17 protein-coding genes are annotated in these 16,655 nt (G+C 35.2%); 8 read left to right on the forward strand and 9 right to left on the reverse strand.

Features of this window, described 5'->3' with window-relative positions:
- The first annotated feature begins 96 nt into the window (after nucleotides 1–96).
- The gene (locus tag LB450_RS06150) at nucleotides 97–1,473 is read left to right on the forward strand and encodes a pepsin/retropepsin-like aspartic protease family protein (RefSeq protein WP_224486979.1); all 1,377 of its coding nucleotides are present in this window, start codon (nucleotides 97–99) and stop codon (nucleotides 1,471–1,473) included.
- 122 nt (nucleotides 1,474–1,595) lie between these two features.
- On the opposite strand, the gene LB450_RS06155 is transcribed toward LB450_RS06150, so the two are convergent.
- Nucleotides 1,596–1,715 (reverse strand): hypothetical protein, encoded by a 120-nt coding sequence (locus tag LB450_RS06155; protein WP_262902660.1) that lies wholly within the window; start codon nucleotides 1,713–1,715, stop codon nucleotides 1,596–1,598.
- Between the two features lie 240 nt (nucleotides 1,716–1,955).
- Here LB450_RS06155 and LB450_RS06160 point away from each other — a divergent pair, with 240 nt between their 5' ends.
- Nucleotides 1,956–4,583 carry a valine--tRNA ligase gene (locus LB450_RS06160; protein WP_224486980.1) on the forward strand — a complete coding sequence of 876 codons (2,628 nt, stop codon included), beginning with the start codon at nucleotides 1,956–1,958 and terminating at the stop codon, nucleotides 4,581–4,583.
- Nucleotides 4,584–4,640: 57 nt separating this feature from the next.
- On the opposite strand, the gene LB450_RS06165 is transcribed toward LB450_RS06160, so the two are convergent.
- The 6 genes from LB450_RS06165 to rsfS form a co-directional block, all read right to left on the reverse strand.
- Nucleotides 4,641–4,946, reverse strand: coding sequence for an acyl-CoA-binding protein (locus LB450_RS06165; protein WP_224486981.1), 306 nt, complete (start codon nucleotides 4,944–4,946; stop codon nucleotides 4,641–4,643).
- 1 nt (nucleotide 4,947) lies between these two features.
- Complete coding sequence (locus LB450_RS06170) at nucleotides 4,948–5,607, reverse strand: phosphatidylserine decarboxylase family protein (RefSeq protein WP_224486982.1); 660 nt, start codon at nucleotides 5,605–5,607, stop codon at nucleotides 4,948–4,950.
- Nucleotides 5,597–6,397 carry a phosphatidate cytidylyltransferase gene (locus LB450_RS06175; RefSeq protein ID WP_224486983.1) on the reverse strand — a complete coding sequence of 267 codons (801 nt, stop codon included), beginning with the start codon at nucleotides 6,395–6,397 and terminating at the stop codon, nucleotides 5,597–5,599. Before LB450_RS06175 ends, LB450_RS06170 begins: the two co-directional genes overlap by 11 nt.
- Nucleotides 6,398–6,400: 3 nt before the next feature.
- Nucleotides 6,401–7,003 (reverse strand): LUD domain-containing protein, encoded by a 603-nt coding sequence (locus LB450_RS06180; protein WP_224486984.1) that lies wholly within the window; start codon nucleotides 7,001–7,003, stop codon nucleotides 6,401–6,403.
- A 106-nt stretch (nucleotides 7,004–7,109) separates the two neighbouring features.
- Entirely contained in the window at nucleotides 7,110–9,188 is a 2,079-nt protein-coding gene (ftsH, locus tag LB450_RS06185; RefSeq protein WP_224486985.1) for an ATP-dependent zinc metalloprotease FtsH, read from the reverse strand.
- 17 nt (nucleotides 9,189–9,205) lie between these two features.
- Nucleotides 9,206–9,577, reverse strand: coding sequence for a ribosome silencing factor (gene rsfS / locus LB450_RS06190; protein WP_224486986.1), 372 nt, complete (start codon nucleotides 9,575–9,577; stop codon nucleotides 9,206–9,208).
- Nucleotides 9,578–9,665: 88 nt separating this feature from the next.
- Here rsfS and LB450_RS06195 point away from each other — a divergent pair, with 88 nt between their 5' ends.
- On the forward strand, nucleotides 9,666–10,397 hold the full coding sequence (locus LB450_RS06195) for a biotin--[acetyl-CoA-carboxylase] ligase (RefSeq protein ID WP_224486987.1): 732 nt from the start codon (nucleotides 9,666–9,668) through the stop codon (nucleotides 10,395–10,397).
- 90 nt (nucleotides 10,398–10,487) lie between these two features.
- Nucleotides 10,488–10,682: a 30S ribosomal protein S21 gene (rpsU, locus tag LB450_RS06200; RefSeq protein ID WP_003436964.1), complete on the forward strand. Its 195-nt coding sequence runs from the start codon at nucleotides 10,488–10,490 to the stop codon at nucleotides 10,680–10,682.
- Between the two features lie 56 nt (nucleotides 10,683–10,738).
- Here rpsU and LB450_RS06205 read toward each other — a convergent pair whose 3' ends face one another.
- Nucleotides 10,739–11,536: a DUF2797 domain-containing protein gene (locus LB450_RS06205; RefSeq protein WP_224486988.1), complete on the reverse strand. Its 798-nt coding sequence runs from the start codon at nucleotides 11,534–11,536 to the stop codon at nucleotides 10,739–10,741.
- A gap of 68 nt (nucleotides 11,537–11,604) precedes the next feature.
- Here LB450_RS06205 and LB450_RS06210 point away from each other — a divergent pair, with 68 nt between their 5' ends.
- From LB450_RS06210 to LB450_RS06225, 4 genes are all read left to right on the forward strand, one after another.
- Nucleotides 11,605–13,122: a GH3 auxin-responsive promoter family protein gene (locus LB450_RS06210; RefSeq protein WP_224486989.1), complete on the forward strand. Its 1,518-nt coding sequence runs from the start codon at nucleotides 11,605–11,607 to the stop codon at nucleotides 13,120–13,122.
- Nucleotides 13,123–13,152: 30 nt separating this feature from the next.
- Nucleotides 13,153–13,359, forward strand: a complete 207-nt coding sequence (locus LB450_RS06215) for a hypothetical protein (RefSeq protein WP_224486990.1) — start codon at nucleotides 13,153–13,155, stop codon at nucleotides 13,357–13,359.
- Nucleotides 13,352–13,897, forward strand: a complete 546-nt coding sequence (locus LB450_RS06220) for a Smr/MutS family protein (protein WP_224486991.1) — start codon at nucleotides 13,352–13,354, stop codon at nucleotides 13,895–13,897. Before LB450_RS06215 ends, LB450_RS06220 begins: the two co-directional genes overlap by 8 nt.
- 84 nt (nucleotides 13,898–13,981) lie before the next feature.
- Nucleotides 13,982–14,914, forward strand: coding sequence for a peptidylprolyl isomerase (locus LB450_RS06225; RefSeq protein ID WP_224486992.1), 933 nt, complete (start codon nucleotides 13,982–13,984; stop codon nucleotides 14,912–14,914).
- 114 nt (nucleotides 14,915–15,028) lie between these two features.
- On the opposite strand, the gene LB450_RS06230 is transcribed toward LB450_RS06225, so the two are convergent.
- Entirely contained in the window at nucleotides 15,029–16,468 is a 1,440-nt protein-coding gene (locus tag LB450_RS06230) for an L-serine ammonia-lyase (RefSeq protein ID WP_224486993.1), read from the reverse strand.
- Nucleotides 16,469–16,655 lie beyond the last annotated feature (187 nt).

The raw sequence follows: 16,655 nt of genomic DNA on the forward strand, positions 1-16,655 counted from the left end.
TTTTTTTTACAAATGTGGTGATTTTAAATAGCAACTGCAAGATTCATAATCTTCAAAACCATTTAAAAAAGCTTTAAAGACTTGCTAAATTGACTTTTGAAGCGAAATTTTCAACTTATATTTAAACTGTATATGGTGAGGAGCAGAACATTCATTTTTTTCATTCTAATAATTTGGAATTTAAGTTCAGTTTATTCTCAGAATCAATTCAGATTTGACAAGGAAGAGAAAAGAGCTGTGACGTTAAGATTTGAATATATTAATAATCTGATTATTCTTCCAGCTTTATTGAATGGAGAATTCATTAATTTTTTAGTGGATACCGGAGTCAATAAAACCAAAGTTTTTGCTCAACCCAAAGATTCAACTTTTTTAGATAATTCAGAATTTATTTCATTGAGAAGTCTAGGCAGTTCAGAGCCGGTAAAAGGCTATAAAACTTTAGGGAATACCATCGATTTTGGCCCCATAAGTGGGCAGCAACAAGAAGTTTACTTCATAACAGATCCTCGGTTTGATTTAGCAAGTAAACTCGGTATAAATGTTCAAGGTATCATAGGCTATGAATTTTTTAAAGATTTCATATTCAGACTGAACTATAACCGTAAAAGTCTAAGAGTTTATCAACATGATAAATTCAATAGAAAGCTTGTGCAATTCGATAAAACCAATTTTCGTCTAATTCGAAAAAAACCTCATATTAAAGTCCCTGTGGAGTTTATGAATGGATCAACAAAAGAATTGGTTTTTTTGTTAGACACGGGGTCTAGCGATGCTTTTTGGGTGTTTGAAGACAAGGACTTAAAAGTTCCTGAAAATTCTTTTAGAGACTATGTAGGTTATGGGTTGGAGCTGGCAATAAAGGGAGAACGATCAAAATTTCAATCAGCCAAAATAGGTGAATATATACTAGAGCAACCTAGAGTTGCTTATATAGATTCTATTTCTGCTCAATTATTTACTGCGGATCGATTTAAAGACGGAATAATTGGGTCTGAAATTTTACGAAGATTTGTTTGGTTTTTTGATTACAAAAATCAAAATGTTTATTTGAGACCAAGCAGCAATTTTGACGACAACAGCAATTATGACCGCAGTGGTTTACTTTTGGTATATGTTGGCGAGGAAATCACTAAAACAAGAATACCAGTAACTGTAAAAGTTAATAAAAAAACGAATTATAATGCTCTAAACCCAGAAAACCAATTTGAGATTAGACTTCAAATTTCTAAAGTTCTTGAGGTAAATCAAATCCGACCTAATTCTCCTTCATCCAAAATTGATATACAAGTTGGTGATCGAATTTTAAAACTGAACGGAAAAACTGTCGATAAAATGTCATTAGAACAAATCAATACTTTACTGAGTAGTGAGGAAGGAAAACGTATCAAAATTCAGCTCAAAAGGGGGAAGGCTATTTTAAACAGAGAACTTTTTTTAAGTTCTCAACTCAACAAACTTCCAGATAACTAATCTTCTATTATTCCAGAAAATTCAATAGATAGGCTATTGTTTTTACTAGAAGTAAAAACGCTCAAAGTTTTAGGTGTAGGTCCTTTACAGCTAATGTCATAGGTAACTTTTATCACCCCTTTTTATTTGGGTTCGTATCTTCTCATGCCAGAAGAATCAATTTCAATACATGTATTTACACCGCGTTTGTTTAAGATTTTTACTGATGAATCTGAGGTATTGGTAAAAGAGAATTTCGCCATTGCTTTAGATTTGGAAGAGATTGTTCCAAAGTCATAACTTGTTGATTCAAAGCTTAAGCCTTATCGTTTTGTCCAAAAAACAATGTGGGTAAATTAAAAAATAGCAGGAATGTAAAGTTTTTCACTTCGTAAACCATCAATAAAAATTTCTACCTGAGAAATTCTCTACATATTCTAAATCTTAATTTTTTTAGTTTAGAGACTTATCAGTAATTTCGCCACTCTAAATAATTTTTAAACATGTCGAGCAAACTTGAATATAATTCAAAAGAATCTGAGCAAAAATGGTATTCCTATTGGGAAAAGCATGAATTTTTTCATTCTGAAATAGATGAAAGAGAAGCTTATTCAATAGTTATTCCTCCACCAAATGTCACTGGTGTATTGCATATGGGGCATATGCTGAATAATACCATTCAAGATGTTCTGGTAAGACGGGCAAGATTGCTTGGCAAAAATGCGTGTTGGGTTCCAGGGACGGATCATGCGTCGATCGCGACTGAAGCCAAGGTTGTCGCAAAACTTAAGGCTGAAGGCATTTCTAAATCAGACCTAAGTCGTGAGGAATTTTTGAAGTATGCCTGGGAATGGACCGATGATTACGGAGGCAGAATTTTGAATCAACTCAAAAAACTTGGCGCATCCTGTGATTGGCAAAGAACCAAATTCACTTTGGATGATGATATGTATGAATCTGTTATACAGTCGTTTATAGATTTGCATAACAAAGGGCTGATATATCGTGGATACCGTATGGTAAACTGGGATCCAGAAGCTCAAACCACCTTGTCTGATGAAGAAGTTATCTACGAAGAAAAACAAGGCAAACTTTATTATGTGTCTTACAGTTTAGAAAATTCTGAAGAAAAATTAACCATAGCTACCACCAGACCAGAAACCATTTTTGGTGATTCAGCTATCTGTATTAATCCAAACGATGAGCGTTTTACGCATCTAAAAGGTAAAAAAGTTAAAGTTCCCATTGTGGGAAGAAGTATCCCTATTATTGAAGATGACTATGTGGATATGGAGTTTGGGACAGGTTGTCTGAAGGTGACGCCAGCTCATGATGAAAATGATAAAGTTCTTGGAGAAAAGCATCAGTTAGAGGTGTACGATATTTTTAATCCTGATGCTACCTTAAATAGTTTTGGACTGAAGTACGAAGGCCAGGATCGTTTTGAAGCGAGGAAGAACTTCGTAAAAGATTTAGACACTCAGGGCTTTTTATTAAAAACTGAAGAGTACACCAACAAAGTTGGAACTTCAGAACGAACAAAAGCCATCATAGAACCCAGGCTTTCAGACCAGTGGTTTTTGAAGATGAAAGATCTAGCAGAGCCAGCGATTAAAGCTGTTCTGGAAAGTGATGCAATAAAACTACATCCCAAAAAGTTTGAAAATACTTACAAACACTGGATGGAAAATATCCGTGATTGGAATATTTCTCGTCAATTATGGTGGGGACATCAAATACCAGCTTTTTATTATGGAGATGGAGAAAATGATTATGTGGTTGCTAAAACAATAGAGGAAGCTCTAACGCTAGCAAAAGAAAAATCCGGTAAATCTTTGAGTTTAAAGGACCTTAGACAAGATGAAGACGTTTTGGATACTTGGTTTTCGTCATGGTTATGGCCTATGAGTGTTTTTGATGGCATCAGAAACCCGGATAATAAAGAGTTCAATTACTACTATCCAACCAATGATTTAGTGACTGGGCCAGATATTTTATTTTTCTGGGTGGCACGTATGATTATGGCAGGTTATGAATATACCGATCAGAAACCATTTGAAAATGTTTATCTCACAGGTTTAGTTAGAGATAAAAAAAGGCGAAAGATGTCCAAATCTTTAGGAAATTCTCCAGATGCCTTGGGACTTATAGAAAATTACAGTGCCGATGGTGTGCGAGTAGGGTTGCTTCTTAGCAATGCTGCAGGAAACGATTTGTTGTTTGATGAATCCCTTTGCCAACAAGGGAAGGGATTTAGCAATAAGGTTTGGAACGCTTTTAAACTTATTACTTCATGGGAAGTTGATGCTGAAATTAAGCAACCTGATTCTTCCAGGAAAGCTGTAGACTGGTATCAATCTGTTTTTCAAGAGAAACTTAGAGAGCTGGAAAATCATTATAGTAAATATAGAATTTCTGATGCTTTAATGACCAGTTATAAGTTGGTTTGGGATGATTTCTGTTCGTGGTTTTTAGAAATAATTAAACCGGCCTACCAGAAGCCGATTGACAAATCAACACTCGATTCGGCTATTGCAATTTTAGAAGATAATCTAAAAATATTACATCCTTTTATGCCGTTTGTGACAGAGGAAATCTGGCATCAAATCACTGAAAGAGAGCCAGCCGAAGCCCTAACAGTTTCTTCATGGCCGGCACAGAAAAAGTATGATTCCGTGCTTATTTCTGAATTTGATTTTGCTTCTGAAGTTATTTCTGGAATTAGAACTATTAGGAAGGAAAAAAATATTTCCTTTAAAAATCAAATTGATTTGGTTGTTTTAAACAATGAATCTGTTTCTGATTTGCTTGACACTGTAATTCTAAAAATGGGAAATATTCAGAGCCTGACTTATACTGATTCTCCAGTTGAAGGCAGCCTTACATTTAGAGTTAAGTCCAATGAATATTTCATACCTGTGGAAGGTGCTATAGATGTGGAAGCTGAAAAAGAGAAATTGAAAGAAGAATTGAAGTATTATGAAGGGTTTTTGAAATCTGTTGAGAAAAAACTTTCCAACGAACGCTTCATGAACAATGCTCCAGAACAAGTTGTGAATGTTGAGAAACAAAAAAAGGACGATGCTATAGCACAAATACAGACGATTACAAAGAGTTTAAAAAACCTTTAAAACAACACAGTTTAGATTATTCTAAAAGAGATCAGTTGATATCAATTGGTCTCTTTTTTATTTTATTTGAAATTCGTCACCAAGATAGCGTTTTGCCAATTTGATGTACTTGATTTTGGACTCTCTTTCAGAAAACTTCTTGACTTGAAACATTGCGTTTGCCTTAAACGCATTGACTAGTTGTTCACCGTCTACGGGGTTTTGAGTTACCTTAAGATCAGATTCATTTTTAGCATGTTTGTAGTAAGCATAAAAATATAGGAGAACATCTTGAGGGAATTTTCGATGGGTTCCACTTACCTTAATGTAGGCAAGTTCAAATAAATGATCTAAATCTTCTTCAGAATAACTTTTTAGATCCATCTTATTCCACTTTAGAAATGATAGATTTACCGCCTTTTACCTTTTCATTTATTTCCACTAATACTTCTGCATCAAGGGGTAAAAATATATCTACTCGAGAACCGAATTTTATAAAACCAGAATCACTTCCCTGTACAGCAGTTTCTCCTTCTTTTGCATAATTAACAATTCTCCTGGCAACAGCACCAGCGATTTGTCTGTAAAGAAGGTTTCCAAATTTTTTAGTTTTTACAACTACTGTTGTTCTCTCGTTTTCTTCACTTGATTTGGGGTGCCAGGCCACAAGAAATTTACCTGGATGGTATTTGCTATAAAGGATTTTTCCGCCTACTGGGTGACGCGTTACATGCACGTTTAAGGGAGACATGAAAATAGAGACCTGCAAGCGTTCTTCATTTACAAATTCTGGTTCAAATACTTTTTCAATAGCTACCACTTTTCCATCGACAGGAGCCAAAATATGATTTTCGTTTTTATCTATTTCTCGTTTTGGATTTCTGAAAAATTGAGCAACTAAATAGAACATAATGATTGTCACGACAAACACTAAAGTGATAATCCACTGTTGATTTTTATCTATCAAAAAATTTGTCAAAAGATTAATGACGATTAAACCAATTAAACTTGAAACTAGAATTTTATAGCCTTCTTTATGAAACATAATCTAAGAGTAAAATAAATATGAAAACAAATGTACTAGAAAAAAGCATACTATCCATTCTGTCAAAGATGCCGCCATGCCCGGGCATGATCTTACCACTGTCTTTCACGTCTGCTTTTCTTTTGAATTTGGACTGAACTAAATCTCCAAGCGTGCCAAATATACTCACAATAATTGCGAGAATAATCCAGGCCCACCAGGATAATAAATCGATGTAAGTATAAATGAAATAGCTTATGATGATTGAAGCAATGGCGCCTCCCAAAAAGCCCTCAATTGTTTTTTTTGGTGAAATTCTTTCAAATAATTTATGCTTTCCAAAATTTTTACCAACCAGGTAAGCAAAAGAGTCATTCGTCCATATCAATACAAAAGTTCCAACTAATACATATTCGTAATTTTCCTTGTAAACAGGAATCATGGTTAAGAAAATGATAGAAGGAACAATATAAAAAAGAGTCAGCAAATGTTTTCTCCCATCAAAAAGAGGAATGTCATGAAACGTATACAAATCTTTTAAAAGGAATAGTTTCACTACCAAAGTCATTGCCATATAAGTAATAAGAAGAGGAAGGTAAACTTCAGTAAAATTAAAGTAGTAGAGCAATACAACTAGAGAAACATAAGAGATGATGTTTCTAAATCTTAAAAGAGTCTGAAATTCTCGCAAGCAAATAAAACCAACTACGGTAAAGAAAAGGAGTAAAAGGTAATGACTTAAAAAAGCAGTAGAAACTATTATGGTGATATATAAAGCACCAGTAATGCTTCTTTTAAAAATTTCCGACATTTGTTATAAATCTTCTAAGAGAAGCAAATATAAATTTTTTGGGGTACTTCCATAGCTCATAAAATCAGAATCTTTATTTTCATCAAATGATTTGATAGTGGTGATGTTTGTAGGGAATTTTCCACCCTGTCGTTTGTTGATTTGTTGTAAGCCTTCACCTATAGTTTTAATAAGTTGGCTTGTTTTAGCAACAATTACAAAATTTACAGGTAAATCTGAGTGTTTTTTATCCCCCATTTGACTGGAGCTAACTAAAATAGCCCCCGTATTTGAAATCAAAAACTCACAACTAGAAAGAAAAAAGCATGCATTTAAATTCTTGGTAAAAGTGAGTTGGGTGTGTGCAAAATCTTCACATAATTTACTTTCACTACAATATACTTCTGAATTAGACCAATTGTTCTCTTTAAGAATTTCTGAAAAATTAAGTCTCAGTTCATTTTCATTTTCACAGTATAAAAATTTACCTCCATTCTTTTTAAAATTATGAACAAACTCTTCATCAACAGGAGTTTCTGGTTTAGGCATGAATTTCCCTATTTCGTTACCGTACTCGTCGGTCACTTCATTAGTATCTATACCTAAAAGGCGTTTTAAAAAGTTCATAAAAATTGCTCTAATTTCATTCGAATTTACACTTTATAAATTTAATATAAAAACCTGAGATTGATAAAATCAAAATCAGGTTTATTATTAATATAAATTTAATATCTTAAGAATTACTTTCTATCTTATCATCCTTTTTCGAGTCACCTTCCTTAGAATCCTTAGGGCCTTCCTCGTTTTTGGTTTCTTCGGCTGAAGATTTATTTTTATTCCTTTCCTCAGCTTTCTTTTTATAGGAATTGATCATTTCAGGTTTTTTGAAAGGACGTTCCCCGAAGATTTCAACTAGATTGTCTTTAAAAATAACTTCTTTCTCTAGAAGTAATTCAGCAAGTTTAGTCAATTTATCTTTATTTTCTGTAAGAATATTAATTGCTCTTAAATACTGCTCTTCAATAAGTTTTGATATTTCTTCATCTATTAATTCAGATGTTCTATCACTGTAAGGTTTTGTAAAATTATAATCAGACTGACCAGAGGAATCATAATAGGTTAGATTTCCAATTTTATCATTAAGTCCATAGATAGTAACCATAGCTTTTGCTTGCTTTGTTACCTTTTCTAAATCACTAAGGGCTCCCGTTGAAATCTTATCAAAAATTACTTTTTCTGCGGCACGACCACCCATTGTAGCGCACATTTCATCAAGGATTTGCTCTGTTCTTACAATTTGTCTTTCTTCTGGTAAATACCATGCTGCTCCAAGAGATTGCCCTCGAGGAACTATAGTTACCTTTACAAGTGGTGCCGCATATTCCAGCATCCAGCTTACTGTAGCATGACCTGCTTCGTGAAAAGCTATTGTTTTCTTTTCCTCAACGGTCATTATTTTATTTTTCTTTTCCAAACCACCCACAATCCTGTCTATAGCATCTAGAAAATCTTGCTTACCTACAGCTTTACTGTCGTTCCTGGCAGCAATAAGGGCAGCTTCGTTACAAAGATTGGCAATATCTGCACCAGAAAATCCGGGCGTCTGTTTGGCTAGAAATTCTACATCTAGTTCATCGGCTATTTTTTTAAGTGGTTTTAGATGCACCTCAAAAATCTCTTCACGTTCTCTGATATCTGGTAAGTCTACATGAATTTGTCTATCAAATCTTCCAGCTCTCATCAAAGCCTTGTCCAGAACATCAGCCCGGTTGGTCGCGGCAATCACAATAACATTTGTATTGGTTCCAAAACCATCCATCTCTGTTAAAAGTTGATTTAAAGTATTCTCACGTTCATCATTAGAACCAGACATATTACCTTTTCCTCTCGATCTACCTATGGCATCAATTTCATCAATAAATATGATCGACGGCGATTTGTCTTTAGCCTGTTTGAATAAATCTCTAACTCTTGAAGCTCCTACACCTACAAACATTTCCACGAAATCTGAGCCAGATAAAGAGAAGAACGGTACGCCAGCCTCACCAGCAACAGCTTTTGCTAACAAAGTCTTACCTGTTCCAGGAGGCCCTACAAGCAATGCCCCTTTTGGTATTTTACCACCAAGATTTGTGTATTTATCAGGATGCTTAAGGAAGTCGACAATTTCCTGCACTTCATCTTTAGCGCCTTCTAAGCCAGCGACATCTTTGAATGAGGTTTTAACATCCTTTTTTTCATCAAATAACTTAGCCTTAGACTTTCCTATGTTGAAGATTTGACCGCCTGGACCACCGCCTCCGCCTTTGCTCATTCGCTTCATGATGAATATCCAGATTCCTACAATCAAAATTATTGGAAGAAGACCTATCAATATTTCGCTGAAATAATTTGACCTCGTATCGTAATAAATACGGGTGTCTAAATTTTGAGCGTCTTTAATTTTTTCTATTTTATTTTCGAAATTTTGTAAATCCCCAAATTCGAATGAATAATCAGGGCTATCAGAAGATGCAAAGACTTGATCGTTATTAGTCCCTTTATGCTCTGGTCTTGATTTTGCTTCTGGATACAAGAAGACTTCAGCGACTCTTGAGTTTTTGATGATATTTACTTTCTCAACATCACCATTCTGTAAAAATTGTTCAAACTGCGCTAAACTGGTTTTTTTAGGTTCACTAAAACCACTTCCTCCAAAAAATTGAACACCAAAAAATATTAGGATAATACCTATATAAATCCAATAAGAATTGAACTTTGGCTTTTTCGGATCTTTATCTACCTTTTTTTTCTGTGTTGCTTTATTCGCCATTCTCTTTTTACCTTATTTTAATAATTAGACTCAATAGACGTTATTTTGGCGTCTCCCCATAAACTCTCAATGTCGTAATACTCTCGTATTTGTGTTTGGAAAATATGTACAACCACATCTACATAATCCATCAACACCCATTGTGAATTTTCAAGGCCTTCTACATGCCAGGGCTTGTCTTGAAGTGCTTTGCTAACCACTTTTCTGACAGAGCTTTCGATGGCGTCTACCTGAGTATTTGAGTTACCTGAACACACTATGAAATAATCACATACCGTATTTTCAATAGATCTTAAATCTATAATTTCAATCTGATTACCTTTAACGTCTTCAATTCCTTGAATTATATATGTAATTAATTGGTCTATTTGCTCTTTCTTTGTACTCATTAAAAATTTTAATTTTAACGCGAAAATAGGTTTTTAATCCCTTTTTTTACGTCAGTTAACAAAAGATTATTCGATATCTAAGCTCTCTATGAAAGTAGTCAAAGTTGATGCCACAAGTTCTACCAATAGTTTCCTTAAGGAGTTCGTGAAAATCAATACTGAAAAAAAAACATATTGCGTGGTTGCGCATCATCAAGTTGATGGTAAGGGTCAGCGGGGAACAGGCTGGGAGAGTGAGGCTGGTAAAAACCTCACCTTTAGCGTGTATTTGCCGGGTTTGAAATCTATTCATAAAGAAGCTTTCAAACTGAGTGCTTTGGTTGCTTTAGGACTCAAAAATGTGTTAACCACTTATGACATGCCAAAACTTTTCATCAAATGGCCAAACGACATACTGTCACGTCAGTTTAAAATAGGAGGGATTCTTATTGAAAATATGATGACTCAAAATCAAGAAGGAGCAAGTGTTGTTGGGGTAGGGTTGAATGTAAATCAAGAATCGTTTCCAAATTTACCAAGCGCATCTTCAATGAGAATATTGAGTGGCAAATCCTTTAGTCTTGATAATTTATTGGAAGATATTTTAACTGAGTTTGAACAAATCCCAGATCTTTTTAACCGAAGCAGCTATAAGGAAGTGATGTCATCTTATTATGATTCTTTGTTTCGGTACAATAAGGTCAGTGTTTTTCAATTTCCAGATAATAGCCTGGCTCAAGGTTTGTTAAGAGGGGTGGATAATCATGGGAGGTTGATTGTTGAATTTGAGGAAGACAGGCTGGAATCTTTCGATATAAAAGAAATTCAAATTAAATACTGAAAAAATTGATTTTGATGATATATTTATGATTGAAATATCTATATTTGCAATTCGAAAATTTCAAGTCAACTGTAAATAATTAATCATTATATGTTAGTAGTTAAAGTAAAAGATGGTGAAAAAATTGAAAGAGCTCTTAAACGTTTAAAACGTAAGTTTAGAGACACAAAAGTTCTTCAAACACTTCGTGATAAAAAACAATTCACGAAAAAATCTGTTGAAAAAAGACAAAACCTCAAAAAAGCTCAGTACATCCAGTCTTTGAGAGAGAAAGATAATATGTAAGAGTTTTTAGTTTTTTATACACACCTTGTGATATGCGTATCACAGGGTATTTTTGTTTAGGCTAAGACTTCAAAATCTACAACATAACCTTCGTTGTTCCTTACATTGAATACCACACCATTTTCAAACATTAGGTATTGCCCCTTAATGCCTTTCAGTTTACCTTTAAAGGTATTGTTCTTTTCTAAATTTAGGCTTTTTAATTTTTTGGGATATTCTATTACAGGGAAATTGATGTTAAACTCTTCGCTTGAAGACAGGTAATAGTCTTTGGCTTCATCTGGAATAAACTCTTTGATTTTTTCTCTTTCTTCCACCAAATTTTTGTCTTCAATCTCATTTTTAAGCATGGTTCGCCAATTGGTTTTATCGGCCACATGTTTTTTTAAAGCTATTTCAGTTATTCCAGCCAAGTAGCGGTTAGGAGTTTCCAAAATGGCGATGGCTTCGTGAGCACCTTGATCTATCCAGCGGGTTGGAATTTGACTTTTGCGAGTTACTCCAACTTTTACATTGCTAGAATTAGCCAAATAAACGATGTGAGGCTGCAACTGAACTTTCTTTTCGTATTCTAAATCTCTGTCTTCTTCATCCAAATGTGCTTTGCTTAATTCTGGATGCATAATCCAGTCTCCCGCATTTGGTATATTTTGGAAACAATCGTAGCAAAATCCCTGTCTAAATATTTTTTTATTTTTCCCGCAATTAAGACATTGATATTCTACAAAATAAAGAGCTATTTCCTTATCTAGAAGTTGATTAAGATGAACCACATCCTCTTTAAATACTAAAAAATAGTCAACCTCTTCATTATTCTCAGTTTTCATTTTTCTTAAGACTCCTCTATATTGCATTTTTTATTAAGTTTGATGAATTCTTTTGAACTTATAAAAGAAGAATTCAGTTTAAATTTTTCTCGTCTATGCCTATACCAATTGTAAATTCTATTGCTTCTTGGATTTTAAAGAAGCGCATTCATCACATGGAATTGTTTAAAAAGCATCCCATTGAAGTACAAAATGAATTGCTACTGGATTTAGTTTATAAAGCCCAAAATACGGAAATTGGAAAAACCTATGGCTTTAACGAGATAAAAAATTACGAGACTTTCAAAGAAAGAGTTCCTGTTCAAACTTATGAGGATTTTGAATCTACTTTTGAAAGGTGCAGGCAAGGAGAGGCTAACATTATATGGCCAACTCCTATTACGATGTTTGCTAAATCCAGCGGAACTACAGAAGCTAAAAGTAAATTCATTCCAGTAAGTCAGGAATCCTTGGAATCCTGTCATTATGCTGCCAGTAAAGATTTGCTGTGTATTTATTTAAACAATAATCCAGACTCTAAACTATTTACAGGAAAAAGCTTAAGGTTGGGAGGTAGTAAAGAAATTTATCAAGATAATGGAACTTCTTATGGTGATTTATCTGCTTTGCTTATTTACAATATGCCGTTCTGGGCCAGTTATAGCAGTACCCCCGGAAATGAAGTGTCTTTAATGAGTGACTGGGAAACCAAGATGCAGGCTATCGTTGATGAAACGATCAAGGAACGTGTAACCAGCTTGGCTGGTGTTCCTTCCTGGATGCTTGTACTGCTTAATGATGTTTTAAAAACCACTGGTAAATCTTCCATAAGTGAAGTTTGGCCAGATCTTGAAGTATATTTTCACGGAGGAGTCAGTTTTGAACCCTATCGAAATCAATATGAAAATATAATACCTAGCAACAAAATGAGGTATTATGAAATCTATAATGCTTCTGAAGGGTTTTTTGCAGCTCAGGATAATAACGACTCCAAAGATCTGCTCCTGATGCTGGATTATGGGATTTTCTTTGAATTTATTCCCATGTCGACTTATGGAACTCCACAGGAAAAGGTCATCAACCTGAATGAGGTTGAAATTGATAAAAATTATGCTATCGTAATTACGACCAATTCTGGTTTGTGGCGTTATAAAATTGGCGATACCATCAGGTTTACATCTTTAAGTCCACACAGAATCAGGGTGACAGGTAGGACAAAACACCATATCAATGCCTTTGGTGAGGAGCTTATTATTGAAAATGCTGAAGCTGCCGTGAATAAAACGGCCTGCGAACTCAATTGCGAGGTGATGGAATACACAGCAGCTCCTGTCTTTATGGAAGGGAATAAGAAAGGAGCGCATGAATGGATTTTAGAGTTCAAAACGCCCCCAGAAAATCTTTCTGATTTTCAAATCCGATTGGATAAAAATCTTCAGGAAATCAATAGTGATTATGAAGCCAAGCGTTATAATAACATGACTTTAGATTTATTGAAAATTCATCAAGCTAAGCCTAAGCTTTTTCAAAATTGGTTAAAGCAGCATAATAAATTAGGAGGTCAGCATAAAATCCCACGTTTATCGAATAATCGAGAACACTTGGAAGAATTATTGGCTCTAAACAGAAATTGAGCCTATCTTTGTTTTTGAAAACGTTTTTTAATGATTGATACCAAGAAACAAGCTTTATTTACAGCCTTTATTATTATAGGGGCTGCCCTTATCATTTACGACCTCACAGGCGAAAATGAAAACGTCTATCTTAAAGTGGGAGGTTTACTTTTGCTTATGATAGGACTATACAACTCTACGAAGCAATGGACAAAAGATAACCCAAAAGACGACCAAGATTCTTCAGAAAATGAGTAGGAAAAGCTTTCAAATTGGCGATAAAGTTGAACTTCTCGATGATAATGTCGCAGGAGTGGTAATAAAAGTTGAAAAGGAGGAAGTGACTTTTGAAACCTCAGATGGTTTTGAAATGAAAGTTCCCTATTCTCTTATTGTTAAAACTGAAGGTCAGTTGGATATAGATCTTCAGGATGATAATTTACTTCAAAAGCTAAAATCAGATTTGAATCCTAAACGAAAAGGGCCATCACAAAAGCCTAAGCGTCAACAGCCCGCCATGGAGGTGGATCTTCATATTCATAACCTGATTGACAAAACTTCGCAGCTTTCTAATTTTGAAATGCTCAATATTCAGCTGGAACACAGTCGTAAAAAAATCGAATTTGCCATAGAAAAACGAATCAAACGCATTGTCTTTATTCATGGTGTTGGGCAGGGCGTTTTGAAAGCTGAACTGCACACTCTTTTTAGACGTTACGATCAAATTGAATTTTACGATGCAGATTATCAAAAATATGGTCTTGGCGCTACTGAAATATATATCTACGACCAATAATCAATTTACACCTTGGATTTTAAACTGAATTTGAGTCGATCTGAATTAGATTTAATCTTAGATTTGCAAAAAAAAATATAACTCATGGAAAACGGAATATACGCACACTTTAATACAGAAAAAGGTAAAATTACAGTTCAACTCACCTTTGATAAAACCCCCGGAACGGTAGGTAATTTTATAGGACTTGCTGAAGGAAAAATCGAAAACTCAGCCAAAGATTTAGGAACTCCTTATTATGATGGATTGATTTTTCATAGAGTTATAGATAACTTCATGATACAGGGGGGAGATCCAAATGGAACCGGAACCGGAGGACCTGGTTATCAATTTGATGATGAGATCCATCCTGACTTAAAACACAACCAACCTGGAGTCTTATCTATGGCCAATGCTGGTGCAGGCACCAATGGCAGTCAGTTTTTTATCACTCACGAGCCAACTCCATGGCTTGACGGTAAACACACTGTATTTGGTTATGTTGTGGAAGGTCAGGATGTAGTTGACAGCATTGAAATGAAAGACAATCTAACTTCAGTAGAAATTGAACGCGTTGGTGATGAAGCTAAAGCTTTTGATGCTGTAAAGAGTTTTGAGAAATTCAATTCTTCTAAAGCAGAAAGAGAAGCTGAGTTAAAAGCTGAAGCGGCTAAAAAACTTGACGAAATTTCAAAAGGTTTTAAAGAAACCAAAAGCGGCTTGCGTTACCAAATCATCAACGAAGGTTCTGGACCAAAACCTAACAAGGGTCAGACGGTTAGCGTTCACTACAAAGGAAGCCTGGTAGATGGAACGGTTTTCGATTCCTCTTATAAGAGAAAACAACCTATAGAATTTCCTGTTGGTGCAGGACATGTGATTGAAGGCTGGGATGAAGGACTTCTGTTACTTAACCAAGGGACAAAAGCTCAATTTGTGATTCCTCCTCACCTGGCTTACGGCGACAGAGAAGTGGGGGGTGTGATTCCAGCAAATTCTATTTTGGTATTTGACTTGGAACTGGTTGATATAAAGTAATCATTCTTAGTTCAGAATTTAAACTAATTAAATTTTAAGTCCTCAAAGGTTTTCAAAACCTGTGAGGACTATTTATACAACTCTATTACATACCATAATTAGGGGTGTTCTGCTTTAGCAATCACTCATATTCACTTTGATGGCGAGTCCGCCTTCAGAGGTTTCTTTGTATTTTGAAGTCATATCCTGAGCGGTATCCCACATGGTAGCAATGACTTTGTCCAGAGGAACTTTGGCTTTAGTGGCATCCGATTCCATGGCGATTTCAGCGGCATTGATGGCTTTAATAGCACCCATAGCATTTCTTTCGATACATGGAATCTGTACCAAACCTGCGATGGGATCGCAGGTGAGTCCGAGATGGTGTTCCATGGCGATTTCGCTGGCCATAAGTACCTGCTCTGGCGTGCCGCCCATTACCTCAGTCAGCGCCCCTGCAGCCATAGCCGAGGAAACACCGATTTCTGCCTGACAGCCGCCCATAGCAGCTGAGATAGTCGCCCCTTTTTTGAATAAGCTTCCTATTTCACCGGCAACCAGCATAAATTGCTTTAAATCTTCAAAAGTCGCCTTATGATTTTCGATGACCATATAATACATCATCACCGCCGGTAATGTTCCTGAGCTTCCGTTGGTTGGAGCGGTAACTACTCGACCTAGTGAAGCATTGACTTCATTAACCGATATGGCAAAGCAGCTTACCCACTGCAAAATTTGTCTAAACTTTACTTCTTTGGTTCTGATGGTCTCCAGCCATTCTTGAGGTGTATCGTAAGTTTCAAATCTGTGCTCAAGAAGATTCTTGTTCATTTTTGCCGCTCTTCTGTTAACATTGAGTCCGCCAGGTAAAGTGCCTTCAGTATGACAACCGATGTACATCGATTCCAGCATGGTTTCCCATATTTTCTCTAATCCAGAATGAATTTCAAGTTCATTTCTGAGCGATTTTTCATTTTCGAGAACAATTTCAGAAATGATTTTTTGTTCTTTTTTACAATGCTCAATCAATTCCAAAGCAGAATTGATTTGAAATGGGAAGCTTTTGAGTTCTTCTTGTTTTTGCTTCGCATTTTCGCGATCTTCTTTAACGACAAACCCACCACCGATAGAATAAAATGTAGATTCTACAGATTGACCGTTTTCTAAAACTCCTACATAGGTAATTCCATTAGGGTGGAATTCTTTGAAGTCCTTTTCAAAAATCACATCTTTATGAAAATCAAAATCGATAAAACGGGAATCCTCCAGATTTAGCCGACCTTCATTTTTGACACGATCAATTTCTACATCTATGTGAGTAATGTCCATGGTAACAGGATCGTGACCACAAAGACCCAAAATGGCAGCAATGTCTGTCGCATGCCCTTTGCCTGTTAAAGACAAAGAACCGTAGAGATGGATTTTTATGGTTTTGATATTATCTAAATGCCCTTCTTCCTTCAATTCATCAATCCAGCGTTGAGATGCACGCCATGGACCTAGTGTATGAGAACTTGAGGGTCCAATGCCGATCTTCATCATATCGAAAACACTTATGCATTCAATTTTCTTCATTCGTTTTAAGCTTTGTTTATGAATTTACAAATATTCAAGTTTTTTTCGAGATTAAATTCATAATCTTTCAAAATGATAGGCTTTGACTAAAATACATTTAATGTGACACTCTGTCATAACCATTTTGATGGCATAAAGATTGACTTTTATGTTTCGAAATCAATTATTAAGAACACAAAAAAAACAA

The sequence above is a fragment of the Psychroflexus curvus genome (genome assembly GCF_020164585.1).
Classification (GTDB): domain Bacteria; phylum Bacteroidota; class Bacteroidia; order Flavobacteriales; family Flavobacteriaceae; genus Psychroflexus; species Psychroflexus curvus.

Coding starts and splice junctions, on each gene's coding strand:
- LB450_RS06180 (WP_224486984.1), bottom strand. CDS start 7,003: ATGAACTTTTTAAAACGCCTTTTAGGTATAGATACTAATGAAGTGACC.
- LB450_RS06215 (WP_224486990.1), top strand. CDS start 13,153: ATGATTGATACCAAGAAACAAGCTTTATTTACAGCCTTTATTATTATA.
- rsfS (WP_224486986.1), bottom strand. CDS start 9,577: ATGAGTACAAAGAAAGAGCAAATAGACCAATTAATTACATATATAATT.
- LB450_RS06220 (WP_224486991.1), top strand. CDS start 13,352: ATGAGTAGGAAAAGCTTTCAAATTGGCGATAAAGTTGAACTTCTCGAT.
- rpsU (WP_003436964.1), top strand. CDS start 10,488: ATGTTAGTAGTTAAAGTAAAAGATGGTGAAAAAATTGAAAGAGCTCTT.
- LB450_RS06165 (WP_224486981.1), bottom strand. CDS start 4,946: ATGGATCTAAAAAGTTATTCTGAAGAAGATTTAGATCATTTATTTGAA.
- ftsH (WP_224486985.1), bottom strand. CDS start 9,188: ATGGCGAATAAAGCAACACAGAAAAAAAAGGTAGATAAAGATCCGAAA.
- LB450_RS06195 (WP_224486987.1), top strand. CDS start 9,666: ATGAAAGTAGTCAAAGTTGATGCCACAAGTTCTACCAATAGTTTCCTT.
- LB450_RS06170 (WP_224486982.1), bottom strand. CDS start 5,607: ATGTTTCATAAAGAAGGCTATAAAATTCTAGTTTCAAGTTTAATTGGT.
- LB450_RS06230 (WP_224486993.1), bottom strand. CDS start 16,468: ATGAAGAAAATTGAATGCATAAGTGTTTTCGATATGATGAAGATCGGC.
- LB450_RS06160 (WP_224486980.1), top strand. CDS start 1,956: ATGTCGAGCAAACTTGAATATAATTCAAAAGAATCTGAGCAAAAATGG.
- LB450_RS06225 (WP_224486992.1), top strand. CDS start 13,982: ATGGAAAACGGAATATACGCACACTTTAATACAGAAAAAGGTAAAATT.
- LB450_RS06175 (WP_224486983.1), bottom strand. CDS start 6,397: ATGTCGGAAATTTTTAAAAGAAGCATTACTGGTGCTTTATATATCACC.
- LB450_RS06210 (WP_224486989.1), top strand. CDS start 11,605: ATGCCTATACCAATTGTAAATTCTATTGCTTCTTGGATTTTAAAGAAG.
- LB450_RS06155 (WP_262902660.1), bottom strand. CDS start 1,715: ATGGCGAAATTCTCTTTTACCAATACCTCAGATTCATCAGTAAAAATC.
- LB450_RS06205 (WP_224486988.1), bottom strand. CDS start 11,536: ATGCAATATAGAGGAGTCTTAAGAAAAATGAAAACTGAGAATAATGAA.